The organism is Pseudomonas sp. 31-12, assembly GCF_003151075.1.
Taxonomy (GTDB): domain Bacteria; phylum Pseudomonadota; class Gammaproteobacteria; order Pseudomonadales; family Pseudomonadaceae; genus Aquipseudomonas.
Map to the genome: position 1 here is coordinate 1,526,533 of NZ_CP029482.1, position 25,185 is coordinate 1,551,717.

33 protein-coding genes are annotated in these 25,185 nt (G+C 58.9%); 26 read left to right on the top strand and 7 right to left on the bottom strand.

Annotated elements, in window-relative coordinates; all coding sequences use genetic code 11:
* The 21 genes from DJ564_RS06970 (at position 1) to recX (ending at position 15,542) form a co-directional block, all read left to right on the top strand.
* On the top strand, positions 1–585 hold the full coding sequence (locus tag DJ564_RS06970; RefSeq protein WP_109628230.1) for a hypothetical protein: 585 nt from the start codon (positions 1–3) through the stop codon (positions 583–585).
* The gene (locus tag DJ564_RS06975; RefSeq protein ID WP_010462758.1) at positions 582–764 is read left to right on the top strand and encodes a DUF2635 domain-containing protein; all 183 of its coding nucleotides are present in this window, start codon (positions 582–584) and stop codon (positions 762–764) included. Before DJ564_RS06970 ends, DJ564_RS06975 begins: the two co-directional genes overlap by 4 nt.
* On the top strand, positions 764–2,260 hold the full coding sequence (locus DJ564_RS06980; RefSeq protein WP_109628231.1) for a phage tail sheath subtilisin-like domain-containing protein: 1,497 nt from the start codon (positions 764–766) through the stop codon (positions 2,258–2,260). The genes DJ564_RS06975 and DJ564_RS06980 overlap by 1 nt, the downstream gene beginning before the upstream one ends.
* Positions 2,261–2,340: 80 nt before the next feature.
* Positions 2,341–2,688, top strand: coding sequence for a phage tail tube protein (locus DJ564_RS06985; protein WP_109628232.1), 348 nt, complete (start codon positions 2,341–2,343; stop codon positions 2,686–2,688).
* On the top strand, positions 2,685–2,981 hold the full coding sequence (locus DJ564_RS06990; RefSeq protein ID WP_109628233.1) for a phage tail assembly protein: 297 nt from the start codon (positions 2,685–2,687) through the stop codon (positions 2,979–2,981). Before DJ564_RS06985 ends, DJ564_RS06990 begins: the two co-directional genes overlap by 4 nt.
* 130 nt (positions 2,982–3,111) lie before the next feature.
* The gene (locus DJ564_RS06995) at positions 3,112–4,797 is read left to right on the top strand and encodes a phage tail protein (protein ID WP_109628234.1); all 1,686 of its coding nucleotides are present in this window, start codon (positions 3,112–3,114) and stop codon (positions 4,795–4,797) included.
* Positions 4,784–6,019, top strand: a complete 1,236-nt coding sequence (locus tag DJ564_RS07000; RefSeq protein WP_109628235.1) for a DNA circularization protein — start codon at positions 4,784–4,786, stop codon at positions 6,017–6,019. The genes DJ564_RS06995 and DJ564_RS07000 overlap by 14 nt, the downstream gene beginning before the upstream one ends.
* Before the next feature lie 2 nt (positions 6,020–6,021).
* Positions 6,022–7,065 carry a phage baseplate assembly protein gene (locus DJ564_RS07005; protein ID WP_109628236.1) on the top strand — a complete coding sequence of 348 codons (1,044 nt, stop codon included), beginning with the start codon at positions 6,022–6,024 and terminating at the stop codon, positions 7,063–7,065.
* A 181-nt stretch (positions 7,066–7,246) separates the two neighbouring features.
* Entirely contained in the window at positions 7,247–7,756 is a 510-nt protein-coding gene (locus tag DJ564_RS07015; RefSeq protein ID WP_109628238.1) for a phage baseplate assembly protein V, read from the top strand.
* The gene (locus DJ564_RS07020) at positions 7,756–8,154 is read left to right on the top strand and encodes a phage GP46 family protein (protein WP_010462743.1); all 399 of its coding nucleotides are present in this window, start codon (positions 7,756–7,758) and stop codon (positions 8,152–8,154) included. The genes DJ564_RS07015 and DJ564_RS07020 overlap by 1 nt, the downstream gene beginning before the upstream one ends.
* Positions 8,144–9,184, top strand: coding sequence for a baseplate J/gp47 family protein (locus tag DJ564_RS07025; RefSeq protein WP_109628239.1), 1,041 nt, complete (start codon positions 8,144–8,146; stop codon positions 9,182–9,184). Before DJ564_RS07020 ends, DJ564_RS07025 begins: the two co-directional genes overlap by 11 nt.
* Positions 9,175–9,774, top strand: coding sequence for a YmfQ family protein (locus tag DJ564_RS07030; protein WP_109628240.1), 600 nt, complete (start codon positions 9,175–9,177; stop codon positions 9,772–9,774). Before DJ564_RS07025 ends, DJ564_RS07030 begins: the two co-directional genes overlap by 10 nt.
* An 11-nt stretch (positions 9,775–9,785) precedes the next feature.
* Entirely contained in the window at positions 9,786–10,751 is a 966-nt protein-coding gene (locus DJ564_RS32320; RefSeq protein ID WP_256597478.1) for a hypothetical protein, read from the top strand.
* Positions 10,752–10,764: 13 nt separating this feature from the next.
* Positions 10,765–10,986: a hypothetical protein gene (locus tag DJ564_RS07040; protein ID WP_109628241.1), complete on the top strand. Its 222-nt coding sequence runs from the start codon at positions 10,765–10,767 to the stop codon at positions 10,984–10,986.
* A 43-nt stretch (positions 10,987–11,029) separates the two neighbouring features.
* Positions 11,030–11,656, top strand: a complete 627-nt coding sequence (locus tag DJ564_RS32770; protein ID WP_371922058.1) for a hypothetical protein — start codon at positions 11,030–11,032, stop codon at positions 11,654–11,656.
* A gap of 6 nt (positions 11,657–11,662) precedes the next feature.
* Positions 11,663–12,145 (top strand): phage tail assembly chaperone, encoded by a 483-nt coding sequence (locus tag DJ564_RS07050; protein WP_109628242.1) that lies wholly within the window; start codon positions 11,663–11,665, stop codon positions 12,143–12,145.
* A 122-nt stretch (positions 12,146–12,267) separates the two neighbouring features.
* Positions 12,268–12,831 (top strand): glycoside hydrolase family 19 protein, encoded by a 564-nt coding sequence (locus tag DJ564_RS07055; RefSeq protein ID WP_109628243.1) that lies wholly within the window; start codon positions 12,268–12,270, stop codon positions 12,829–12,831.
* Positions 12,813–13,349, top strand: coding sequence for a lysis system i-spanin subunit Rz (locus DJ564_RS07060; RefSeq protein ID WP_109628244.1), 537 nt, complete (start codon positions 12,813–12,815; stop codon positions 13,347–13,349). Before DJ564_RS07055 ends, DJ564_RS07060 begins: the two co-directional genes overlap by 19 nt.
* An 80-nt stretch (positions 13,350–13,429) precedes the next feature.
* Positions 13,430–13,930: a CinA family protein gene (locus tag DJ564_RS07065; RefSeq protein WP_109635965.1), complete on the top strand. Its 501-nt coding sequence runs from the start codon at positions 13,430–13,432 to the stop codon at positions 13,928–13,930.
* 83 nt (positions 13,931–14,013) lie between these two features.
* The gene (gene recA, locus DJ564_RS07070) at positions 14,014–15,066 is read left to right on the top strand and encodes a recombinase RecA (RefSeq protein WP_007907270.1); all 1,053 of its coding nucleotides are present in this window, start codon (positions 14,014–14,016) and stop codon (positions 15,064–15,066) included.
* Positions 15,067–15,074: 8 nt separating this feature from the next.
* Positions 15,075–15,542, top strand: coding sequence for a recombination regulator RecX (gene recX / locus DJ564_RS07075; RefSeq protein ID WP_109628245.1), 468 nt, complete (start codon positions 15,075–15,077; stop codon positions 15,540–15,542).
* A gap of 56 nt (positions 15,543–15,598) precedes the next feature.
* On the opposite strand, the gene DJ564_RS07080 is transcribed toward recX, so the two are convergent.
* The gene (locus DJ564_RS07080; protein ID WP_109628246.1) at positions 15,599–16,717 is read right to left on the bottom strand and encodes a TIGR00730 family Rossman fold protein; all 1,119 of its coding nucleotides are present in this window, start codon (positions 16,715–16,717) and stop codon (positions 15,599–15,601) included.
* A 477-nt stretch (positions 16,718–17,194) separates the two neighbouring features.
* Between DJ564_RS07080 and DJ564_RS07085 the strand changes: the two genes are divergently transcribed.
* Entirely contained in the window at positions 17,195–17,389 is a 195-nt protein-coding gene (locus DJ564_RS07085; protein WP_109628247.1) for a hypothetical protein, read from the top strand.
* Here DJ564_RS07085 and DJ564_RS07090 read toward each other — a convergent pair whose 3' ends face one another.
* Positions 17,390–17,815 (bottom strand): PA3611 family quorum-sensing-regulated virulence factor, encoded by a 426-nt coding sequence (locus tag DJ564_RS07090; protein ID WP_109628248.1) that lies wholly within the window; start codon positions 17,813–17,815, stop codon positions 17,390–17,392. It lies immediately after the preceding gene.
* Positions 17,816–18,004: 189 nt separating this feature from the next.
* Here DJ564_RS07090 and DJ564_RS07095 point away from each other — a divergent pair, with 189 nt between their 5' ends.
* The 3 genes from DJ564_RS07095 to DJ564_RS07105 all read left to right on the top strand — a co-directional run bounded on the left by DJ564_RS07095 (position 18,005) and on the right by DJ564_RS07105 (position 20,061).
* Complete coding sequence (locus tag DJ564_RS07095; RefSeq protein WP_109628249.1) at positions 18,005–18,763, top strand: tRNA-uridine aminocarboxypropyltransferase; 759 nt, start codon at positions 18,005–18,007, stop codon at positions 18,761–18,763.
* Between the two features lie 209 nt (positions 18,764–18,972).
* Complete coding sequence (gene erdR, locus DJ564_RS07100; protein ID WP_010462704.1) at positions 18,973–19,623, top strand: response regulator transcription factor ErdR; 651 nt, start codon at positions 18,973–18,975, stop codon at positions 19,621–19,623.
* Positions 19,624–19,698: 75 nt separating this feature from the next.
* Entirely contained in the window at positions 19,699–20,061 is a 363-nt protein-coding gene (locus tag DJ564_RS07105; RefSeq protein ID WP_008010143.1) for a diacylglycerol kinase, read from the top strand.
* Here the strand turns inward: DJ564_RS07105 and DJ564_RS07110 are convergent.
* Positions 20,058–20,984 (bottom strand): LysR family transcriptional regulator, encoded by a 927-nt coding sequence (locus DJ564_RS07110; protein ID WP_109628250.1) that lies wholly within the window; start codon positions 20,982–20,984, stop codon positions 20,058–20,060. The genes DJ564_RS07105 and DJ564_RS07110 overlap by 4 nt on opposite strands.
* A 122-nt stretch (positions 20,985–21,106) precedes the next feature.
* Between DJ564_RS07110 and fpr the strand changes: the two genes are divergently transcribed.
* Entirely contained in the window at positions 21,107–21,886 is a 780-nt protein-coding gene (fpr, locus tag DJ564_RS07115; protein ID WP_003443014.1) for a ferredoxin-NADP reductase, read from the top strand.
* Positions 21,887–22,058: 172 nt separating this feature from the next.
* Here the strand turns inward: fpr and tsaA are convergent, their stop codons facing one another.
* The 4 genes from tsaA to DJ564_RS07135 form a co-directional block, all read right to left on the bottom strand.
* Positions 22,059–22,757 carry a tRNA (N6-threonylcarbamoyladenosine(37)-N6)-methyltransferase TrmO gene (gene tsaA / locus DJ564_RS07120; protein WP_109628251.1) on the bottom strand — a complete coding sequence of 233 codons (699 nt, stop codon included), beginning with the start codon at positions 22,755–22,757 and terminating at the stop codon, positions 22,059–22,061.
* Between the two features lie 192 nt (positions 22,758–22,949).
* Positions 22,950–23,720 (bottom strand): SDR family oxidoreductase, encoded by a 771-nt coding sequence (locus tag DJ564_RS07125; RefSeq protein WP_109628252.1) that lies wholly within the window; start codon positions 23,718–23,720, stop codon positions 22,950–22,952.
* A gap of 136 nt (positions 23,721–23,856) precedes the next feature.
* Complete coding sequence (locus tag DJ564_RS07130) at positions 23,857–24,327, bottom strand: DUF1456 family protein (protein WP_083374900.1); 471 nt, start codon at positions 24,325–24,327, stop codon at positions 23,857–23,859.
* Positions 24,328–24,402: 75 nt separating this feature from the next.
* Complete coding sequence (locus tag DJ564_RS07135) at positions 24,403–25,113, bottom strand: rRNA pseudouridine synthase (protein WP_109628253.1); 711 nt, start codon at positions 25,111–25,113, stop codon at positions 24,403–24,405.
* Positions 25,114–25,185: the final 72 nt, after the last annotated feature.

Genomic DNA, 25,185 nt, shown 5'->3' on the forward strand with positions numbered 1-25,185 from the left:
ATGAAGATCACTCCACTGGTTTCGCAACTGCGTGATCACTGCCCAACCCTCGCCAATCGCGTGGCCGCCGGCATCGACCTCACCACACTGCAAGCCAACAACCCACTGCAAACCCCTTGCGCCTACGTCGTAGCGATCGACGATGTTGCGAGCAAAAGCGTGGCACAAAACCTGAACCTGCAACCGATCCGCGACCGTTTCGAAGTGACCCTGGTGCTCGACACCACGGACGCTACAAAAGCGCTGGATCTGATGCACGACCTGCGGGCCGAACTGTGGCGCGCGCTGGTGGGTTTCAAGCCCGGCAGCGACTACGACGCCATCGCCTACGACGGCGGCGAACTGGTTTCCATCGACAGCAACCGTGCGCTGTATCGCCTGCGCTTTTTTACCGAGTTCCAGCTCGGCCGCAATCTGCCTGGTCAGCCTGCGGAAAGCTGGCACGAACGTGAACTGGACGGATTGTCGTCCTTTACCGGGGTCACCGTACGGGTCGATGCAATCGATCCGGCGGACCCCAATCTGAAACGCCCGGGGCCCGACGGGCGCCTGGAACTGACTTTCTCTGGAGACGTAACCCCATGAGCAAACGCATCACCGTGCTGCCGGCCCCTGGCCGTGCCGTGCCCGACCCGGAAGCGGGCGATCTGTTGCCCCTCGAGGGCCGTGAAGTGCCGGACAACGCCTGGTGGCGTCGACGTCTGGCCGATGGCGATATCACTACCAAAGCCGTGAAAGCGGCAAAACCACAGGGAGCCCAATAATGGCGATCGGATTCAGCAGCATCCCCGCGGACATTCGTGTTCCGCTGTTCTATGCCGAGATGGATAACTCGGCGGCCAATAGCGCATCGTCGGCCATGCGCCGTCTGATCGTCGCCCAGGTCAACGACAACATTGCGCCGGCCGACGTCGGCAAACTGGTGCTGGTGTCCAGCGTGGCACTGGCCAAAAGCATCGGCGGCCAAGGCTCCATGCTTGCCTCTATGTATGAGACGTTTCGCAAGACCGATCCGGTTGGCGAGATCTGGTGCCTGCCGCTGCACAACACTGAAGGCAGCATTGCCAAAGGTGTGCTGACCCTGACTGGCACGGCCGCCCAAAGCGGTGTGCTCAACCTCTATGTAGGTGGCGTGCGCGTTCAAACGGCCATCGTCAACGGTGCGACGGCGACTCAAGCGGCAACGGCGCTGGCGCTGAAAATCAACGCTGCCGTCGATCTGCCAGTCACCGCTGCTGCGGTCGAAGGCGTCGTGACCCTGAGTGCCAAATGGACCGGCGACAGCGGCAACGACATCAGCCTGCAATTCAATCGCCTGGGCAAGAGCAATGGCGAAGAAACGCCGGCCGGCCTGACTTCGGCAATCACCGCCATGACCGGCGGCGCCGGTGTCCCGGATCAGGTTGGCGCCGTGGCAGCGCTGGGCGATGAACCGTTCGAGTTCATCTGCATGCCGTGGTCGGACCTGTCGACCCTCAACACCTGGCAAGCCGTCATGGATGACAGCACCGGTCGTTGGTCCTGGGCCAAGCAATTGTTCGGTCACGTCTACAGCGCCAAGCGCGGCACCCTCGGAGCACTGGTTGCCGCTGGCCAGGCGCGTAACGATCAGCACATGACCCTTCAGGCGCTGGAACCGGGCGTACCGCAACCGTTCTGGGTTCAGGCTGCTGCACTGGCTGCACGCACGTCGGTGTTCATCTCCGCCGATGCCAGTCGTCCGACTCAAAGCGGTAGCCTGCCAGGTCTCGACCCGGCGCCTGCGAGCGAGCGGTTTACCCTGACTGAGCGTCAGTCGCTACTGAACTACGGCATCGCCACTGCCTACTACGAAGGCGGCTACGTGCGCATCCAGCGCTCGATCACCACCTACCAGAAGAATGCCTACGGCCAGGCCGACAATTCCTACCTGGACAGCGAAACCATGCACCAGTCGGCGTTCATCGTGCGTCGTCTGCAAAGCGTGATCACCAGCAAGTACGGTCGCCACAAACTGGCTTCCGACGGCACCCGTTTCGGCGCCGGCCAGCCGATCGTGACCCCGAGCACTATTCGCGGTGAACTGATCGCCCAGTACGCCAAGCTCGAACTGGAAGGCCACGTCGAAAACGCCGAGCTGTTCGCCCAGCATCTGATCGTCGAGCGCGACGTGCAGGACCCGAGCCGGGTCAACGTGCTGTTCCCGCCGGATTACATCAATGGCCTGCGCGTGTTCGCGCTGCTCAACCAATTTCGTCTGCAGTACGACGACGCGGCGTGATCGCTGCCGTTCTCTGACTGCAATGACTGTGTGAATTCAGCCCACCGCGCGTGGGCTTTTTATTTGAAGGGAGAAACACCATGGGTCAACTGATTGCGGGCACCTGCTACGTCAAAGTGGACGGCGCTCAACTGACCATCAACGGCGGCTGCGAAGCGCCACTGATGGCGGTGAAACGGGAAACCGTCGTACCCGGCTTCTACAAGGAAACCGACATCGCCCCGTCGTTCAAAGTCACGGCGCTGCACACCGCGGATTTCCCGCTCAAGCAGCTGGTGGCCGGTTCGGACATGACCGTCACCTGCGAATTCAGCAACGGCAAAGTCTACGTGCTGGCCGGCGCCTACCTGGTTGAAGAGCCAGCCTCCAAGGGCGATGACGCCACCATCGAACTGAAGTTCGAAGGCATCAAGGGGACCTGGCAATGAGCGGCGCCGTGAAGCTTCAGGTTGCGATCGAAGCTCACGGCGAGCCCTTGACCGAACTCAACCTGCGCCGTCCGACGGTGCAGGAAGTTCGAGCGATCAAGGCGCTGCCGTACAAGATCGACAAGAGCGAGGAGGTGAGCCTGGACATGGATGTCGCGGCCAAATACATCGCGGTCTGCGCCGGCATCCCGCCGTCGTCGGTCAACCAGTTGGACCTGGCTGACCTCAACGCGCTGAGCTGGGCCGTCGCCAGTTTTTTCATGAGTGCGGCGTCGGCGCCATCACCGACCTGATCGCAGTCGCCTATGACCTGGCCTGGTTCTGGAAGGTTGACCCCGAACAGATGATGGCCAGGCCACTGGATGTGCTTCGCGAATCGCTGGAGCACGCGCAACGGATCAATGCGATGCAGCAGGTGCAGTGATGGCGGATAAAGATGAGAAAGAAACGAAGTCGGTGCTCCTGACGGGCATCGATGAACTGTCACCCAAGCTCAAAAGCCTTCGTACAAAGGTTGAGGGCTTCAGACAAAATCTCGAACAGGCCGGCCTCGGCAAGCTCGATATCAGCGGTCTGTTCAAGGGCGGTAGTGTGATCACGCCGTTCGTGGAGGCCATCAAGGCGTCTGACGCGTTCAAGGGCAAATTGACTGAGGTCGGCGAGTCAGCCGAAGGCATTGATTTGCCGAAAGCGCCGGCAAGCGCGACGCAATCCATGAATGTGTTCAGTCGGTCGATGGAGCAGGTATCGGTCGCCGCCAACAGCGCTTTGCAGCCTGCTGTCGTTACTGTTACGGCAGGTCTGCAACCGTTGTTGAGCGGATTCGGCAGCCTGCTTGCAGATAGCCCGAAGCTGGTCGAGGGACTGGCGGCGAGCGCCATCGCGTTTTCGGCGATGCAAACCGCTGTGACTGGCGCGACCCAGGTGTTCGATCTGATGAACATGGTGCTCAAGACCAATCCGGTCATGCTGATTGCCACGGGCATCGCTTTGGCAGCCGGTTTGATCATCGCCAACTGGAAGCCGATTTCGACGTTCTTCGCTGGCCTCTGGCAGAAGATTTCGCCGGTGGTGATACCCATGGTCGAGTTCTTCAAGACGATGTTCGCCTTCACGCCAATTGGGCAAATCATCAGCCATTGGAGGCCGATTACTACAGTCTTCGCGGCGATCTGGGAGGTCATCAAGGCCACGGTGTCGATTCTGTTCGTGGCATTGGAAAGGGCTTTCAGATGGAGCCCGATCGGGTTGGTGATTGCTAACTGGACACCCATCAGTGAGGTGCTTGTCGCGGTCTTTGGACGGATAAAGGAAGTCGTGGCTTCAGGGTTCGCCTTCGTTGAGGCGTGGTTCGCCTGGACACCGCAGGGCATGATCCTGAATAACTGGGGGCCAATTGCCGGGATGTTTGCAGCCATCTGGGACTTGCTGGTGGCGCTGATCGTGCCTGTGAAAGAGGTGCTACGCGGCGTGTTCGACTACTTGCCGCTGGAGGCGATTGCCGAAATCTGGGGCAAGGTTCCTGAGTTCTTTGCCGGAGTTGTGGAAAACATTCGCAATGTGATGCTGATTTTGTCTGCCATTTTCAGCAGCCAGTTCGGTTGGTCGCCTCTGGACGAATTTACCCGGCAATGGGACCCGCTGACGAAAGGGATCAGCGAGTGGGTAGACAAGATTCAAGCCATCATGGCACCGGTCAAGGAAATGCTTGGCGGCAGCTTCGGTGGTTTTATCACCAAGGTCACCGGCAAGATCGAAGGCCTGACCGAAGCGCAAAACAAAACCAACGCTGAAGGCAAGGGCGAGCTGGCACCCGCGTTTTTTGGCGCCGATTCCAAGACGCCGCCCGGGGGCCTGTCGGTGCCCGGCAATCAGGCGCAGCACGCTTCGATACAACCCGGGTCCCTGACTCAGAACTCCAGCGCCCTGATCCAGCAAACCGCGACCAACAACCGCACGCAACTCGAAGGTGGCCTGACCGTACGCTTCGAAAATGCGCCGGCCGGCCTGCGCACCGATCAACCACAAACCAATCAACCGGCGCTGGCGCTCACTTCGCGCATCGGCTACCGCTCACTTTCCCTTGGAGGTTCCAATGAGCTGGCGTGACCGTTTGATGCCGGCGTCCTTTCGAGGTGTCGGATTCTGGGTTGACCAGGCGAAATCCCCGGTCGGCCAAAAAGGCCAGCTGCACGAGTATCCGCAGCGAGACCTGCCGTACTTCGAAGGCCTTGGCCAACAGGCGAAGGTCCACGATCTGACGGCGTTCATCGTCGGCCCCGATTGCCTGGAACAGCGTGACAAGTTGCTCAAGGCGCTGGAGCAGGGCAGTGGCGAACTGGTCCATCCGTGGCTTGGACGTCTTCAGGTCAAGGTCGGCGAATGCGACATGACTCATACCCGCCAGGACGGTGGGTTGGTGACGTTTGCCTTGAAGTTCTACCCGGATGTGCCGGTGCCGTTTCCGATCGCGGCGGTCAGTACGCAGAAACTGTTGCTGGCGTCCGCGGACACTTTCCTGGGCTCGGCGGTGGCGCGCTTCGAAGATGCCATGAGCCTGATACAGGCGGCGCGGATCGGCATTGCCGACCTGCGCAACAGCATCAAGGACATTTACGGGGTGATCCAGCAACAGCTGCAACCGTTGATCGACCAATACCGCCAGATCAGCGACCTGGTCAAAGCCGTGAAGGAATTGCCCAAGGAAGTGGCGGCGGAGTTCAAGGCTTTGCTCGGCGACATCAAGGAGCTCAAGGACTTTGCTCGTGAGGGATATCGTGGCGTGATTGCCAACGTCTCCCAGCAGGTCGAAGCAATCCGCAAAGCCGATGCGCCAAAACTGACCACCGGCAAAGACACCATGGCAGCGGCTCAGGCACTGACCAATCTGGTGCAGGATGCCCTGGTGGTGCAGGCCGCCAAATGGGTGGCCCTGTTGCCGATTGCAACGTTGCCGGTGAAGGTTTCTCCGCCACCGCTGGATCTGCAGGTGGAGCAGCCGGTCACCCGCCCGGAAGTGCCGGTGATTGATGATGTGCTAAGGACGCTCAAGGAAATTGAAGAGGCGATCAAACTGGTCGAGGACAAGGCCAATCCTGCGCACTATCAGGCCGCCGCTGATCTGCGTCAGAAGTTGAAAGCGCATCTCAAGGCCGTTGCATCGTCTGGCATCAGGCTGGTGAGCAAGTCATTTCAGGACAGTCTGCCGGCGCTGGTTGCGATCTACAGACAGGTGGCTGACGCCACTCGGGTCCTGGAAGTGACTCAGCGCAACGGTGTTGTCCACCCGGGTTTTCTCCCGCCGCGCGAACTCAAAATCTCCGGGGAGTAGCCATGAACGAGCAGGATAACAGTGTCACCCTGACCGTCGACAATCTGGAATACGGCGGATGGAAAAGCGTAGAAATCACGGCGGACCTGGAGCGTCAGTTTCGCACCTTCAAACTCGACATCACCTGGCAATGGCCGGGGCAGACCGAGGTGCGCCGGATTCAACCCGGCGCACCCTGCGAAGTGCACATCGGCAGTGATCTGGTGCTGACCGGTTATGTGTTCAAGGCACCGATCAGCTATGACGGGCAACGCATCAGCCTGAGCATCGAAGGCAGCTCAAAAACCCAGGACCTGGTGGATTGTGCCGCGACCAACAAACCCAACCAGTGGCACCAGCAATCGCTACTGCGAATCGTGCAAGACCTGGTCTCGTCATACGGCGGTTATGTCGTCAGTGAAATCCCGGAAACGGCTCGGCGAGACAGCCACACCATTGTGCCCGGCGAGACGGTTTTCCAGTCCGTCGACCGGTTGCTGTCGTTGTTCCGAGTGTTTTCCACCGACGATGCGCAAGGCCGGGTCGTGCTCGCGCGGCCGGGCAGCGGTGGGCGTGCCAGTGAAGCGCTGGAGTTGGGCAAGAACATTCTCTCGGCCAATGCGCCGACGGACTACAGCCAGGTGTTCTCCGAATACCGGGTGATTGGTCAGCAGAAGGGCAACGACCAGAAAAGCGGGGCGGCGGTCAGCGAGGTCGAGGCGGTTTCCACCGACCTGGGCTTCAAGCGACGGCGGACCACCGTGATCAATGAAGGCATGCAGATCACGCCCGAACTGGCCCTGCAAAGGGCTAACTGGGAAAGCGCCACCCGCATCGGCAAAGCCCTGACCACGACCTATCAAGTGCAGGGTTGGCGGCAAGCGAATGGCGATTTGTGGCGACATAACACGCTGGTACGGGTCAAGGATCCGGTGCTGGAAGTGGATGGCGACATGCTGATTTCCAAGGTCACTTACTCGCTTTCGCAGCAAGGCTCGATCACAACCCTGCAAGTCGCGCCACCTCACACGTTCGACGCCAACCCGACGCTGCCGAAGAAAACCTGAACTCGGCGCCGGATCTCCCGTGCGCCCTCATTCTGTGAATGATCGCGATCCAATGTGGGAGCGAGCCTGCTCGCGATTGCGCACTGATATTCACCGTTGATATCGACTGACAGACCGCTATCGCGAGCAGGCTCGCTCCCACTATTGATCGCGTTCGGGCCGATTATCCGAAGGACACCCAATGAGCCTACTGACACGCCTCCTGGCGCGCGGCACTGTCGTGCTCGCCAACTCGGCCACCCAGCTTCAATCGCTGCAAATGCGCCTCACCGCCGGCGAAGTGAACGACGACATGGAGCACTTCGAACCCTACGGTTTCACCAGCAATCCGCTGGCCGGCGCCGAAGGTATCGCCACGTTTCTGGGCGGTGACCGCTCCCACGCCATCGTGCTGGTGGTCGCCGACCGTCGCTATCGCCTCAAGGCCCTGGCCCAGGGCGAAGTGGCGATCTACACCGACGAGGGCGACAAGATCCACTTCAAGCGCGGGCGGGTCATCGACATCGAAACCGCGACCCTGAACATCCGCGCCAGTACCGCCGTAAATATCGACACGCCGGTGATCAATCAGACGGGCAAGGTCGTCTCCACCGGCGATCAGATTGCCGGAGGCATCAGCCAGATCAAGCACGTGCACATCGGCGTGCAGGCGGGCAACGGCCAGACCGGTGTACCGGCAGGAGGGCAGTGATGTTCATCAGCCAGAACCTCCACGCCGCGCTGACCCGTTCAGTGCTGATCAGTCTGTTCACCTGGCGTCGCGCCGCCGATGACGATGCCCTCGATGACGAAGAACGTTTCGGCTGGTGGGGCGACACCTTTCCGACAGTGGCGGACGACCGGATCGGCTCGCGGCTGTGGCTGCTGCGTCGGGTCAAGTTGACCCGCCAGACCCAGATGGACGCCGAGTTCTATGCCCGTGAAGCCTTGCAATGGCTGCTCGATGACGGCCATTGCAGCGCCATCGATATCATCAGCGAACGCCTCGACGCCCAGCGCCTGAACCTGCGCACGGTCCTGACCCTGGCCGACGGCGAGCGCCTGGACATCAACCCTGATAACAGTTGGCAGGTGATCTATGCCGTTTGAAACCCCTTCGCTGCCGGTGCTGATCAAACGCGCCCAAAGCGACCTGGCCAGCGATTCGCTGCGCCAGTCCGATGCGCAAGTACTGGCCCGAACCCTCGGCGGCGCGGCTTATGGTCTGTATGGCTACCTTGACTGGATCGCCGAGCAGATTCTGCCAGACAAGGCCGACGAGTCGACACTGGAGCGGATCGCCGCACTGCGTCTGAACCAGCCGCGTAAAGCGGCGCAAGCGGCGACAGGCAGTGTCAGTTTCAGCGCCGGCGCCGGTGCCGTGCTGGACGTCGACACGCTGCTGCAATCGAGCGACGGTCGCACGTATAAAGTCACCGCTTCACGCACCACCAGCAATGGCCTCAACAGCACCACCATCGCAGCGCTCGATGCTGGCAGCCTGGGCAATGCCGATGCCGGCCTGACACTGATACCGGTGCAGCCGATTCTGGGCATTGTCGGCAGCAGCTTCACTGTTCAGGCACCGGGATTGATCGGTGGGGTCGCTCGGGAAAGTCTCGAATCCCTGCGGTCCCGAGTGATCAGTTCCTACCGCATCATCCCCCATGGCGGCTCGGCGCAAGATTACGAAACCTGGGCGCTGGAATTTCCCGGGGTGACCCGTGCCTGGTGTCGCGGCAGTTACCTGGGCCCCGGCACCGTTGGCCTGTTCATCATGCGCGATGATGATCCACAACCGTTGCCAACCCCCGCGCAACTGGCTGAAGTCCAGGCCTACATCGAACCGCTGCGCCCGGTTACCGCCGAGTTGCACGTATTGCCACCGGTACAAAAGCCAGTCACCTATCAACTGAGTCTCACGCCCGATACCAGCGCTGTCCGCGCCGCTGTCGAGGCGCAACTTCGCGATCTGCACAACCGCGAAGCTGGCCTGGGCGACACCTTATTGATCAGCCACATTCGTGAAGCGATCAGCAGCGCTACGGGTGAAAGCGATCACGTACTGGCCAGTCCGTCGACAAATGTGCAAGCCGCCGTCAACCAGTTACTGATTTTCGGAGGTTGCGTATGGCAGTGATCAGAACCGCCGCGCAGTACCTGGTGCAACTGCGCAGTTTGCTGCCCAGCGGCCCGGCCTGGGATCCCGAGCGGGTGCCGGAACTCGAAGAGGTCCTCAAAGGCGTTGCTCAGGAACTGGCTCGCCTCGACGCTCGCGCCGCCGACCTGCTTAACGAAATGGACCCGGCCGGCGTCAGCGAACTGGTGCCGGACTGGGAGCGAGTGATGAACCTGCCCGATCCGTGTCTTGGTGCCACGCCGCTGTTCGACGACCGACGACTTGCCGTGCGCCGTCGACTGCTCGCGGTCGGCAGCCAGGCCGTCAGCTACTACATCGAAATCGCCCGCACCCAAGGCTACCCGAACGCCACCATCACCGAACACGAAGCCCCGCGGATGGGCCGCGCGCGATTCAGCGCGGCGCATTTCGGTACCTGGGAGGCGCAGTTCATGTGGACGCTCAACACCGGTGGGCGATTGCTGCTGGGCCGACGCTTTGGCGCTAGTTACTGGGGGGAACGCTTCGGCATGAACCCGGGTTCTGCCCTGGAATGCCTGATCCATCGCAGTGCACCGGCGCATACCAAGGTGCACATCAATTATGACTAAGGAGTAGTGGGATGGATTACCCGAGCAGTGTGCCCAGCGCCGGGTTGGTGAATGGGAAGTTTGTTGATGAAGACCCGTTGGCCGGGACGCCGGGGTCGTTGATTCCGGCGAGCTGGGGGAATGGGGTTACTGAAGAAATATTGGGTGTAATTGGTGCTGCAAATCTTACGGCCACGGAAGGCAACAACAAGCAGTTGTTGGAAGCGATCAAAAAATTGCTGAGTGACGCTTCGAAGCGCTCTGGAATCCTTTCCGGACTGCTGGTGAATGCGAGTTTCTCGATTACCGTTGCCTCACAGACTGGAACCTTCAAGGCTGATGAGTTGAGCGTTCAATCGGCACCGAGTGGTGTGGGCTATCGGTTGCAGAACTTCAGCAAGGTTATCAATCTCGCTACTACCGGTGTGGGAGGGATGGATGTAGGGCCGGCACCGGTTAATGGTTATGTTGCGCTTTACGCTATCTATAATTCCGTCACCGGTGAACAGAATATTCTTGCTGTAAACAGTACGTCTACGATTGCACCTGGTGTGTACGGCGGCGGCAAAATGCCGAATGGCTATGACGCCTCGGCGTTGATCAGCGTCTGGGCAACTGACGTATCAGGGAAGTTGAAAGTTGGTGCGCAGCGGGGGCGGAAAGTTTTCATACCGCTTTTTCAAGCCTTTAGGGGAACTGTTCTGCTGAATGCGTCACCCTTGTCAATTGCAGGGGTTGTTCCTCCGAATGCATTTGAGATCAATGGAGAAATGATATTGCTTAACAATACTGGCGTATTGTCGTTCTTCAATATGGTATTGAGCACTAATGGCGGATTAGGACAGCAGATCACTTCTATTAAGCTCGATTCAGGAGGGTCGCTAGGTAGCAACTACTCAATGCCTGTGATTGCACCTCAAACGATTACTATAACTTGCCAGAGTGATTCTACGGCTCCGGTTTTTGAAGTGTATATCGGCAGCTATTCATTCAGCTGAGCAGGAGTGTGTTATGGATGTGATCAATGTTCAGTTCGACAGTGAAGAAAGAAAAGTTGTTGTTGCGGAGTTTTCTTCTGTGCAAGATACGAGCTTCTGGCCAAATCAGGGTGCCGTTTCAATAGATGATGAAAGGTATAAGGACTTCAAGGAAAAAACGAGAAGCAACATCAGCTCCGCCCCGTCCACTTCAACGCCCGCCCTCAAGCGGGCGTTTTCATTTCTGCGTTCTTAGTTTCGGCATTGTTATGACAATTCGAAACTCCATGGAGTAAATAATGGATTACCCAAATAGTGTTCCCAGCGCAGGGCTGGTGAATGGAAAGTTTGTCGACGAAAACCCCCTGGCCGGGACGCCGGGATCGTTGATTCCGGCGAGTTGGGGCAACTCGGTGACTGAAGAGATTTTGACAGTTATTAGAGCCGGAGCGTTAACACCATCGGAGGGTGATGACAGTCAGTTGAAGCAAGCTATCTCAAAATTGATATCCGATAAGGTGCCAGGATCTGCTTCCGAGTTGATCTCGGGTGTACTGAAGTTAGCGACTCAGGCTCAAGTCACTGCCGGTACTGATGACGCTACTGCGATAACGCCGAAGAAGCTGAAGTCGGGTTTTACACTGTATGTCAACTCGTACGGGAATATCGGGTATTTAGCGTTTCCGTCATGGTTGGGTGGTTTTGTGATCCAGTGGGGGGCGATTAACAGTCTTGCAACCGACGTGATAACCACATTGCCAGTGAGTTTCAATAGCCAGTTCATGTCAGTCGTTGTTTGTAATGGCTACACAGCGAGCTCTGGTTCGATTGGCTATGTGGCGGCGTCGCCTTATACCCAAGGGTCGTTTGTGTCCCGAGGCTCCAGTCCGTCGTTAGGCGGCAATTTTATTGCGTTGGGCAGGTAAACAATCATGAAGATTTATTGGAGCAGTTCAGCAAGAAGTTTCTTTGATTCACGAATCAATACGGTATTGCCACACGATGCCGTTGAAATCTCCAGCGAGCATCGCGACCAGTTGCTGGCAGGAGAGCAGCGAAACGGCCGGATCGTGGCAGACGTTGATGGCCGACCGATGCTTGAGGAGTCCCCTGATCGAGCATCTGAATTCGAAGCAGGCGTTGAACGGACATGGCGGGATGCACGACTCCTTGAGACAGATGCAATCGTCGCGCGTCATCGGGATCAGTTAGAGGCTGGCCTCGAAACCACACTGTCAACGGCAGGGTATGAGGCATTGCAGGCCTATCGACTTGCATTGCGAAACTGGCCGGCATCGCATGGCTTCCCTTCGATGGCCAACCGGCCAGTTTTGATGGCTGAAGAACAAGCGGTCCCTGTTAGAAAGAAGAGAGTCAGGAAGCCAGCCCGGTCAAAAGCATCATCCAGTGCTTGAATAGGGCTTTGAGTGAAGAGCCTTGGGTTGTGCAGTGGTGTAGCGTGCCGCTCGCTCAAGGCACTGACACAAAAACTGCTCTCACTTTTTTGAGCCAATCAACAGTAAGTCGAGGACGTGTCATGCCGCTAACTGAAGGGCAACTGCTGAAGATCTTGCCCAACGCCCGCACCCAAGCGGGCGTTTTCATTTCCGCTTTCAACAAAGCCATGCTTCGTTTCAGCATCAACACCCCGAAACGCGCCGCCGCCTTCCTTGCGCAAGTCGGTCATGAGTCGGGGCAATTGCAGTACGTGCGTGAACTCGGCAGCGAGCAATACTTGAGCAAGTACGACACCGGCACGTTGGCTATACGTCTGGGCAATACACCCGAGGCCGACGGCGACGGCCAGAAGTACCGCGGCCGAGGCCTGATCCAGATCACCGGTCGCGACAATTACCGCCAATGCAGCCTCGGACTGTTCGGCGATGACCGTTTGTTGTTTTTGCCTGAACTGCTGGAAAAGCCCCAATGGGCCGCCGAGTCAGCCGCCTGGTTCTGGCAACAAAACGGCCTGAACGAACTGGCCGATCGCGACCAGTTCAACAGCATCACCCGCCGCATCAATGGCGGCCTGAACGGTTTGCAGGATCGCTTGCAACTCTGGGCGCGGGCGAGGGCGGTGTTATGCCAGCCCTCGGTCTGATGCCGGTTAATTACCAGGCAATCGGCCTTGTTGTGTTACTGGCGGTGTTGGTCGGCGGTTCGGCCGCGCTGGCCTGGCAATTTCAGGATTGGCGTTATGGCCGACAACTCGCGGAACAGGCCCGGCTGCATGCCGATGCACTGAATCAGTTGACGCTGGCCGCCGCAACGCAGCAACAGGCCGAGCAGGACAAGCGTCTGGCGCTGGAGCAGCGTCTGTCAGCCAGTGAACAAACCCATTACCGAGCGCTTAGCGATGCCCGACGTGATCAAGGTCGCCTGCGCGATCGTCTTGCCACTGCTGATGTGCGCTTGTCAGTCCTCCTCGATGCCTATGACGCTGCCTCAGGCTGTTCAATGTCTGCCACCTCTGGCGCCGGCGGCGTGGATCATGGAGCGGCGCGAGCCCGACTTGACCCGGCGCATGCTCAACGAATTATCGCCATCACCGATGCCGGCGACAGCGGACTGATTGCCTTGCAGGCCTGCCAGGCCTATGTCAGAGCCGTCGCGCGCTAACATTTTGATCGATCCTGCGCCTTGCAAGCGCAATCTGCTCGTGTACGGTAGTGCTCATTCCGCTCGCTCAGGAGATGACCGTGAAAGAAATCACTCAACTGGCCGCTGAACTTGGCAGGCGCTTGCAGGTTCTCAACGCCCACGTCACTGCGGCCGAGTCCTGTACCGGCGGCGGGATCTCGGAAGCGATCACTCGCATTCCGGGGAGTTCGGCGTGGTTCGAGGCCGGTTATGTGACGTATTCCAACCGGCAGAAAACCGAGCAGTTGAACGTGCCTCCCGAATTGTTCCCAGCGGTAGGCGCGGTCAGTCGAGAGGTGGTCGAGGCGATGGTTCGCGGCGCTCAGGAAAAAAGCCAGGCGCATTTTGCCGTGGCGGTCAGCGGTGTGGCCGGCCCGGATGGCGGGTCGCCGAACAAACCGGTCGGCACGGTCTGGCTGGCCTGGGGCGTCGGTGAGCAGGTGTTCAGCGAGGTGCAGCACTTCGCCGGTAACCGCGATGAGGTCCGCCGACAAACGGTTAAGGCCGCGCTAGAGGGGCTGCTGCGCCATGCCGCTGGAGAAATCTCAAATCAGGGGTAGGCGATCCTGAAACGCTGTGGAATAATACTGGCTACTTATACAGGTGTTGGCCGTCAGGCCTTATTGATTACGTGAGGACTTTAATGGACGACAACAAGAAGAAAGCCTTGGCTGCGGCCCTGGGTCAGATCGAACGTCAATTCGGCAAGGGTGCCGTAATGCGTATGGGCGATCAGGACCGTCAGGCGATCCCGGCTATCTCCACTGGCTCTCTGGGTCTGGACATCGCGCTCGGCATTGGCGGCCTGCCGAAAGGCCGTATCGTTGAAATCTACGGTCCTGAATCCTCCGGTAAAACCACGCTGACTTTGTCGGTGATCGCCCAGGCTCAAAAAGCCGGCGCGACCTGCGCATTCGTCGACGCTGAACACGCCCTCGACCCTGAATACGCCGGCAAACTGGGCGTCAACGTCGACGACCTGCTGGTTTCCCAGCCGGACACCGGCGAGCAGGCCCTGGAAATCACCGACATGCTGGTGCGTTCCAACGCCGTTGACGTGATCATCGTCGACTCCGTGGCCGCGCTGGTTCCGAAGGCTGAAATCGAAGGCGAGATGGGTGACATGCACGTGGGCCTGCAAGCCCGTCTGATGTCCCAAGCGCTGCGTAAAATCACCGGTAACATCAAGAACGCCAACTGCCTGGTGATCTTCATCAACCAGATCCGCATGAAAATCGGCGTGATGTTCGGCAGCCCGGAAACCACCACCGGTGGTAACGCGCTGAAGTTCTACGCTTCGGTTCGTCTGGACATCCGTCGTACTGGCGCGGTGAAAGAAGGTGATGAAGTCGTCGGTAGCGAAACCCGCGTCAAAGTCGTCAAGAACAAGGTGGCTTCGCCGTTCCGTCAGGCCGAGTTCCAGATTCTTTACGGCAAGGGCATCTACCTCAACGGCGAGATGATCGACTTGGGCGTGCTGCACGGTTTTGTTGAGAAGTCCGGTGCCTGGTATGCCTATGAAGGCACCAAGATCGGTCAGGGCAAGGCCAACTCGGCCAAGTTCCTGGCAGACAATCCGGAAATCGCCGCCAAGCTCGAGAAGCAACTGCGTGACAAGCTGCTGACCCCGGCGCCGGACGTCAAAGCATCGCCAGTCAAAGAGACGGCTGATGACCTGGCTGACGCTGATATCTGATTGATCCGATGACCGCCGTACTCGATACACTCGTCGCGGTGCGGCGAACCGCCATGGACCTGCTCGCGCGACGCGAGCATGGTCGAGTCGAGCTGACGCGTAAACTGCGTCAGCGCGGCGCTCTCCCTGAAATGATCGACACTGCACTCGACCGGCTGGCGGAAGAGGGCCTGCTGTCCGAAGCCCGTTACCTCGAAAGCTTTGTTTCCTACCGTGCTCGCTCCGGATACGGCCCTTTGCGTATTCGCGAAGAACTGAGCCAGCGCGGCCTGCAACGTAACGACATCGAGCTCGCCTTGCGCGAGAGCGGTATCAACTGGCAGGAACAACTGGAAGAGACCTGGCGACGCAAATTTGCCGGGCATCTGCCGATAGACGTCCGGGAACGCGCCAAGCAAGGGCGTTTCCTGAGTTATCGGGGATACTCCATGGAAATGATCGGCCGCTTGTTCAGCGGTCGAGGAATGGATGATTAATAAAAACGGCCCGCTATTTCGATAGCGGGCCGTTTTTTTTTTGCCTCGATTTTGCCTCACGTCACCTTGGACGGTTCTCGCGTGCGCTGTTGCGCCTGGGGTTTGGAATGGGCCCAGTTTTCCGGCAGGTTGATGTAGTCCACCAGCTCCCGCAGGCGCCCATGATCCCTGGCGTTGAAGTTGAAGGCCAGTCGTGCCAGATGACTGAACTGCGCGTCATCGTGCTCCTCGCCGCTATAGGCATGCTGATGAAAGTGATCGCTCAGGCACAGGTCGGCGAACGTTTCCTGCATGACTTCGAGCGCCTGATCGCTGAGCTTGTGGTTCATGCGGATCACGAACTGGTGCTTGAGCCAGCGACTGGAGTGGAAGTTGCCGTAGAACTGATTGATCTGCTCCACCGCTTCTTCGGCGCTGTAGACCAGGCTCACAAGCTTCATGTCGGTCGACAGGATGTAGCGATTTTCCTCCAATTGATGGTGAATGAAGTCCAGCGCGCCTTGCCAGAACTTGCCGCCCGGCGCGTCCAGCAGCACCACCGGCACCAATGGGCTTTTGCCGGTCTGAATCAACGTCAACACTTCGAGCGCTTCATCCAGGGTGCCGAAACCGCCCGGGCACAGGACCAGCGCATCGGCTTCTTTGACGAAGAACAACTTGCGGGTAAAGAAGAAATGGAAGGGCAGCAGGTTGCCTGTGCCCTGGACGGTGGGATTGGCATGCTGCTCGAAGGGCAGGGTGATATTGAACCCCAGACTGTGTTCCAGGCCGGCACCTTCATGGGCCGCCGCCATGATGCCGCCACCGGCTCCGGTGATGACCATCAGGTCCGAGCGCGCCAGTGCGGCGCCGAGTTCCCGGGCCAGGCCATACAGCGGGTGTTCGATCGGCGTGCGCGCCGAGCCGAAAACCGTGACCTTGCGTCGTCCCCTGAACTGCTCGAGCACGCGGAATGCATGTTCCAGTTCGCGCAGGGCTTGAAGGGTGATCTTGGCATTCCAGCGGTTGTGATCTTCCTGGGCCATGCGCAGCACGGTCAGGATCATGTCGCGGTAAATCGGGATGTTCGGGCTGTTGGGTGAAACCAGGTTGAGTTGCTCTTCGACCTTGCTGATGAGGTCGTGGCCGCTTTCTTCGAAATGACGGCTCAGGAGGTCATTCGGTTGGTAAGGCATTCAACTTCTCCTTCTGCACAGAACCCTTGGCACCGACAAAACAGTCGCCAGCGCCGCGACACCTCATGTGTCGCTATCAGCCCAAGCCCATGCCTGGGCGCTCCACCCGACTCGGTTCGAGTCGTCCATACAGGCTCTGTTTTTCCCTTGGATGAAAGAAACGTTCGCACAACAAGACACGCGACGGGCAGCCCCTTTCCTGCCCAGAAAAGTGATCGTGAACACTCTGAATCTAGACCCTTGCAGAGATTCTCGCTGACTTGATCATTGCGCCGCAAAGTCTTTCCTGGCAACCGCTTATTGACGATTTGCAAGGTGAATTGGCCGTTCGTCTGAACGCGTGCCGCGTACCCGGCGCTCTGATTTACTAAGTTACAGACGTGACACGACAACTTTGCGTCAAAGGCAGGACGCACAGTCCAAGCGGTTCAAGGATTTTTCGCTCAAACAGGGCGAGGTGCAGGGAGGCTGTAAACCATGGCCAGAATCATTCTGGAAATCGATACGCAGCTGTATCGATTACTGAAGTCATCCGCCGAGACCAATCATTTGAGTCTCGAAGAGGAGTGCTGCCGGCGTCTGGAGGGCGGCGAGCGGCGTTCGCGTTATTTGCAGGCGTTGGTGGCAGAACTGCGCGCCGAGGATGAACAGCGGCGCGCCAATTCCCGATGATTACTTCTTCTTGACCGGTGCTGCTTTCGGGCAATCCGATTCCTGATAGCTGGCGGAACCGACCGAGCGATTGGACTTCACTTCTGTGAAGTCGTAGCGCATGACCGCGCCCTTGGCCATCAGTTTGCGGAACGATGGGTTGTTGCATACCGAGGCACCCAGCTGGAAATACACGGCTTTTGGGTCGGCACGCATTTTGTTGGCGTGGCTGCTTTGTACGCTCAGATGATTGATCAGCGTGTTGCCTTCGACGGTGTAGCCCTGATCAAGAATGTCTTCGTTGATCGCCCGTGGAGTGCCTGCACTGCTTTGTGCGGCGACGTTTCGCAGTTCTCGGTTGAGATTCTGCTCACTCAAGGACGCAGCCTGAGCGCTGAAAGACGACGCCAGCAAAATGGCAGCGGTGGGAACGATAAGGCGCAGCATGAAACTCTCCTGGTTCAGTGACTGGTGGTTCGACCCGTCACATGACTGTGCGTTCAGTGGCGGCGAATTATAGGGGACGAGGCCTGGACGGTACAGGCTTGCGCCGGTTGCTCTGATAAACTGCCGCCACTTTCTGACTTGCCGAGTGATTTACGTGTCGATTTTCTTTCCCCTCCGGTGCTGCCTGCGATGAACCCAGTAACCCCGGTTTTTGCTGCAAACGCCGTCGCCCGCTTGCGCGACCAGCGAGAGGAGGAGGGCATCAAGCCGATTCAGGCCCGTGGCTGGAGGGCGCCGCGGTGCCGTGCTTGCCGCGTGATCGAGAGTCACTGTCTGTGCGCCTGGCGCCCGCAGGTCGAGGCCCGCTCGGGCGTGTGCCTGATCATGACCAATAAAGAAGTGTTCAAGCCGAGCAACACCGGTTGGTTGATCGCCGACGTGGTGCGCGACAACCATGCCTTTATCTGGTCCCGCACGGAAACGGATCCGCAGTTGCTGGCGCTGTTGGCCGACCCTCAATGGCAGCCGTATCTGGTCTTTCCGGGTGAATACGTCGAGCCTGAGCGAGTGACGAACACCGTCGAAGCCGATAGAACCAAGCGGCCGTTGTTCATTCTGCTCGACGCGACCTGGACCGAGGCCCGGAAGATTTTCCGCAAGAGCCCGTATTTTGATCGTTTGCCGATTTTGAGCCTGCTGCCCGAAAAGCTTTCACGCTATCGACTGCGCCGGTCGACCCGCAGCGAACATTTGTGCACCGCCGAAGTGGCGGCGTTGTGTCTGGATCTAGCAGGCGATACCGCAGCGGCCTCGGCGCTGGACGCTTATTTCGACGTATTCAGCCAGCATTACCTGGACGCGAAACATCAGTTGGACATGAACGTTGCAACGCCGGCCCACACCGAACTGATGCCTTTCGTGCAGAACGCGGCTCCGGTCATCTGCTGATTGTCGCCCATACTGCAAAGAACTGTACCGGCCATGCACCTTGACCACCCCGGTTTCGCTGGGCATGCTTGGCGCCGATTAGGGCGCGGCCAAAGTTTGATACGCCGTATTCTTTGCGTGATAACCACGTAATTGGCGTTGAACGTGCCCTGTTGGTGCAGCTCCGTGGCTGTGCCTTGAGTTGTTAGAAAAACAGGATCATTTGAAAAATGGCCACATACGAAATCCTGATTGCCGATGACCACCCTCTTTTTCGTAGCGCCCTGCATCAAGCGTTGACCCTGGGCCTGGGTCCGGATGTCCGTCTGGTGGAAGTGGCGAGCATTGCCGAGCTGGAAACCCGACTGGACGAAAAGTCTGACTGGGATCTGGTGCTGCTAGACCTCAACATGCCGGGGGCCTACGGTTTTTCCGGGCTGGTGCTGCTCCGCGGTCAGTACCCGCAAATTCCGGTGGTGATGGTATCGGCCCAGGAAGAAGCCTCGATCATGGTGAAGTCCCGTGAATTCGGCGCCAGCGGCTTCATTCCCAAGTCCAGTGACCTGAGTGTCATTCAGAAAGCCGTGCGTGCGGTGCTCGATGGCGACGTGTTCTGGCCGCCTCAGGCATTTGAAGCCGTGAGCGTTTCCGCTGAAGCCAAGGCCGCCAGCGAAGGCCTTGCCAGCCTGACGCCGCAGCAGTTCCGGGTGTTGACCATGGTCTGTGAGGGTTTGCTGAACAAGCAGATCGCTTACGAGCTGAGCGTTTCCGAAGCGACCATCAAGGCGCATGTCACGGCTATATTCCGTAAGCTGAATGTGCGGACTCGCACCCAGGCTGCGTTGCTTCTGCAACAACTTGAGTCAATTTCGAGCCACTAAGAGTTGGCCTGTTCACGCTTTTTTGACTTGGGTTGATCTAGCTTTCCCACTCCTTTTTGGTCAGTTGCCTACTCTATGTCTCCTTTCAAAGGCCAAACCGGCCTCAAACGCATCCTCAACGCATCCGGCTATTCGCTGGACGGCTTGCGCGCAGCCTTCACCGGGGAGGCGGCTTTTCGGCAACTGGTGTTGCTCAACGTCATCCTGATCCCGCTGTCGTTCTTTTTGAACGTCAGCCGTGTCGAACAGGCGTTGCTGATCGCGGTCTGCCTGTTGGCCTTGATCGTCGAGTTGCTGAATTCGGCCGTGGAAGCGGCCATCGACCGCATTTCCCTTGAGTTGCACCCGCTGTCCAAGAACGCCAAGGACATGGGCAGCGCCGCTCAGTTCGTGGCGTTGAGCATGATCGCGCTGGTGTGGGCGGTGATTCTGCTTTAAGCGATGCTGGGCAACACGATCTCGTCGCTGCGCTGAACCCCGGCGGTGAAGGCGCGGCACAGGTCGAGAAATTCGCGCATCGCCGACGTCTGATATTTCTGTTTGTGCCAGATGAAATAGAACTGCCGCGCCAGGTCCAGATCCGGCGTCTCCACCGGCACCAGGCTGCCGCGGCGGAACGCATCGCGCAGCGCCAAGCGTGAAATACAGCCAATCCCCAAACCTGATTCCACCGCGCGCTTGATCGCTTCGGTGTGTTCCAGCTCCAGACGGATATTCAGCGCGCTGCGATGGTGACGCATGGCCTGGTCGAAGGTCAGCCGCGTGCCGGAGCCTTGTTCCCGCAGGATCCAGGCCTCGTGACTCAGCTCATCCATGGTCGCCGTGCCTCGCTTGGCCAGCGGATGCTGCGGCGCGCAGAACACCACCAGCTCATCCTCGACCCAACTCTGCACTTCGATGTCCGGATGGCTGCAATCGCCCTCGATTAGACCCAGATCAATTTCATAGTGCGCGACTTGCTGCACGATGTTGGCAGTGTTCTGCACGTGCAGCTTCACCTGGCTTTCCGGGTGGCGCTGCATGAAGCTGCCGATCAGCAAAGTGGCCAGGTAATTGCCGATGGTCAGGGTCGCGCCGACCGCCAGAGAGCCGAAACCGGACTTGCCGTTGAGCAGGTCTTCGATTTCCTTGGCTTGGTCGAGCAGGGCCACCGCTTGCGGCAACAGCTGTTTGCCAAGGGCGTTGAGGCTCAGCCGTTTGCCGGCGCGGTCGAACAGCTGGCAGCTGCACTGACGCTCTAGCTCGGTGATCGAGGTGCTCGCAGCCGATTGCGAAAGGTTGAGCGTCAAGGCAGCGCGGGATACGCTTTCCTGCTGGGCAACGGCGACGAATACTTGAAGTTGACGGAGAGTAAATCGCATATCTATATAACCGATAACCCTTATCTTAATAATCCATTTAACAGATATTGTCGCTGCCATTAGAATGCGATGCAATTGCGCACATCAGCGGCGCAGGCAAAATCTCCAGGAGTCCCACGTACATGAGCAACATGAACCACGAGCGTGTCCTCAGTGTTCATCACTGGAACGACACTCTGTTCAGCTTCAAGTGCACCCGCGATCCGGGCCTGCGCTTCGAGAACGGTCAGTTCGTGATGATCGGCCTGCAACAGCCCAACGGCCGGCCGCTCATGCGCGCGTACTCGATTGCCAGCCCGAACTGGGAAGAGCATCTCGAGTTCTTCAGCATCAAGGTGCCCGATGGCCCGTTGACTTCCCAGCTGCAGCACCTGAAGGAAGGCGACGAGATCATCATCAGCAAAAAGCCTACCGGCACGCTGGTGCTGGATGACTTGAAGCCTGGCAAACATTTGTACCTGCTCAGCACCGGTACCGGTCTGGCGCCGTTCATGAGCGTCATCCAGGATCCGGAAACCTACGAGCGTTTCGAAAAAGTGATCCTGTGCCACGGCGTACGTTACGTCAACGAAGTCGCTTACCGCGAATTCATCACCGAGCACCTGCCGCAGAACGAGTTCTTCGGCGAGGCGCTGCGTGACAAGTTGATCTACTACCCGACCGTGACCCGTGAGCCGTTCGAGAACGAAGGCCGCCTGACCGACCTGATGCGCAGCGGCAAGCTGTTCAGCGACATCGGCCTGCCACCGATCAACCCGCAGGACGACCGTGCCATGCTGTGCGGCAGCCCGAGCATGCTCGACGAAACCAGCGAAGTGTTGAACAGCTTCGGCCTGAAAGTTTCGCCGCGGATGCGCGAGCCGGGTGACTACCTGATCGAGCGAGCGTTCGTCGAGAAGTAAGCTGCACTACCTGTGGGAGCGAGCTTGCTCGCGAAAGCGGTTTAGCATTCAGCAATGAGGCTGACTGACAGTCCGCATTCGCGAGCAAGCCCGCTCCCACATTGGTTTTGTGTTGGCCACAAAAAGCCCGCGTTGCCTGAGAAGGTAGCGCGGGCTTTTTCGTTTTTGAGGTTCAGGCTTTTGCGGGAATGACTTCCAGGACTCGGATCACACCCGTCTCGGGGTAATGCCAGCGCACATCCAGATCCCAGAACTGCGCGCCATATTCCCGTTCAGGCGTGGGAATCTGGTACGCCGGGCGTGGGTCTTGTGCCAGGCATTGCTCGATCAATGCCACCAACGGCTCTTCAAGGCGCTGAGCATGGTCATGAGCCTGTTGCAGCGCCGCATCCGTCCAATGCACGGGAATCAACTGCGGCGCGGCATTGGCGATGCTGTTGGAGGCCGTGTCGATGATGTCCGCGTAAGGCACGTAGGGTTTGATATCGAGAATCGGCGTCCCGTCGAGCAGGTCGATCCCCGAGATCCACAGCCGATGGGCTTCAACCTTGTCTAGCTTCACCACAGATTGGCCGATGCCATTGGGTCGATGCGTGGCGCGGGTGGCGAATACGCCCATGGATTTGTTGCCGCCCAGGCGAGGAGGGCGGACCTTCAGGCGTGGCTTTTCTTCCAGGGCCTGATGAAACAGGAACAGCAGCCAGACATGGCTGACCTGCTCCAGACCTTGCACCGCATCGCCCTGATCGAACGGCGCCACCAGTTCCAGCACACCGCGAGCGGCCGGGGCCAGTTGCGGCTGGCGCGGGATGGCGAACTTCTCCTTGAAGCAGGAACGCACGAAGCCGATGGGGGAAACGCTGTAGGTCATGGTTTGGGGTCGAGGCGGCAATGAGGGCGAACATGATAGCCCATGCGCACTCTGTGGCGAGGGAGCTTGCTCCCGCTGGGGTGCGAAGCGCCCCCAAACACCTTCACCGAGTTTCTCCAGGGGAAACTCGGTGCTGTAGGCGGTTGCTTCGCAACCGAGCGGGAGCAAGCTCCCTCGCCACAAAAGCGGGTATCAGAGACTGAACCCGCCATCCAGCGGAATGATATTCCCGGTCATGTATGCCCCAGCCGTACTCGCCAGACTGATCGCCAACGCCGCCATCTCTTCCTCGCGGCCCCAGCGTTTCATCGGAATCAACGCCGTATCCTCCGCCAGCGCCTGCTCATCATTGCCAATATGCTGGGTCATCTTGCTCGGGAAACGCCCCGGTGCAATCACGTTGACGTTGATGTGCTGGCTCACCAGCTCCCGCGCCAGAATCCGCGACAGTTGATGCAGGGCTGCCTTGCTCGGGCCGTAGGCATAGGCCTGTTCGCCAAAGGAAGAAATCCCCGCCACCGAACCGATGTTGATGATCCGCGCCGGATTCGCTTCTGAACCGGCCTTGCGCAGCAAAGGCAAAAACTGCTGGATGCAGTTGAACACCGAGGTCACGTTGAGCTGCATGACCTTTTCCCAGCCCTTGACTGGGTAGCTTTCCAGCGGTGCGCCCCACGTGGTGCCGGCGTTGTTCACCAGAATGTCCAGATGAGGAATCTGTTCACCCAGCCGCGTGGCGAGTTGCAACACGCCTTCTTCATTGGCCAGGTTGGCCGCCACACCGTGGCAAGTCCCGAAGGCGCTCAATTCATCAGCCGTTTGCTGACAGGCCTCGGCATCCCGGGCGCAGACGTACACGGTGGCGCCGGCCTCGACATAGGCCTTGGCGATCATTTTGCCGATACCACGGGTGCCGCCGGTCACCAGAGCGGTGCGGCCTTGCAGGGAAAAGTACGGGTGCATGGCGAATCCTGAGAGCTTTGGGTCAATACACCCTAGTCGTCAGCCGCCGGAAGCGGAGCCACTATTTTTGCGAGGAATGAAGGTCTATACAGCCTGGCCTTGAGCCGCAGGCGTGCAGCTCAAGGACGGCGCGGGCTTACTGCGGACGAACGCGCAGGGTCAGGCCCTTGAGGAAGTTGCGCAGCAACTGGTCGCCGCACGGACGGTAGTTGGTGTGGCCAAACTTGCGGAACAGCGCACTCAGCTCAGGCTTGGACACCGGGAATTCGGACGCCTTGAGGATCGCGTGCATGTCGTCTTCTTTCAGTTCGAAGGCCACGCGCAGCTTCTTCAGGATGATGTTGTTGGTCACCGGCACCTCGATCGGCTGCGGCGGACGGCTTTCGTCCTTGCCGCGCTTGAAGATCACCAGGCCGTCGAGGAAGTGCGCCATGACTTCGTCCGGGCAGCGCACGAAGCCTTCCTCGTCTTCCTCTTTCTTGTCGAGGTAGGTCAGCAGGTCTTCCAGAGACACGTCCATGCCACCGATTTTGATGATCTCGATGACTTTCTTGTCACTGATGTCGAGCATGTAGCGCACGCTGCGCAGTACGTCGTTATGAATCATGGTGTGCAATCCTGATATTCAGCAGTGGGTGCCGCATAAACAGCGGCGCCAAAATGTATGGCGGCGTGAGAAGTCTTAGAACTTCTCTTTGCCGGACAGGTAACGCCATTGCCCCAACGGCACTTTGCCGATGGACACGCCGCCGATGCGGATGCGGCGGATGGCGACGACCTTCAGGCCAACGGCCTGGCAAAACAGGGCGATCACGCCCGGTTGCGGGTTCTTCATTGCAAAACGCAGGCGGTTTTCGTTCTGCCAGCTGGCCTTGACCGGCGGCAGTTCCTTTCCTTTGTAGGTGAGGCCGTGGTTCAGGCGGTTGAGGCCGTGAGCCACCATGTCGCCTTCTACCTCGACGACATATTCTTGTTCGATCTTGGCGGAATCGGCGGTGAGCTTGCGCAGGATCTTCCAATCCTGGGTGAACACCAGCAGACCACTGGCATTGGCCTGCAAGTCGGTGCTGGCGGTCAGGCGCAGGAAGTGGCCCTTGAGCGGACGTTTGCTGAAGCGGTGTTCTTCGCTCAGGGTCTCGGCGTTGAGGGTTGCCATTGCGGTGTCCGCGTCCATGCCCACGGGCACGTTCAGCAGGATGGTCACCGGCTCGGGCGCAGTGGCCTTGGCCTCTGGGTCGAGCTCGACTTTCTGGGTGCCGACCTTGAATTGCGGCTCGTCGATGACTTCGCCGTCCACGGTGACCCAGCCGCCCTCGATGAACAGCTCAGCCTCCCGACGGGAACAGCCGACGAGTTCGATGAGGCGTTTGGAGAGACGAATCGGGTCAGTCATGACAGGGCCGTAACAAAAAAGGGGTGGGCATTGTACCTGCGTGGCGCCGGTTAATCCCGGCTCCATTTCAAT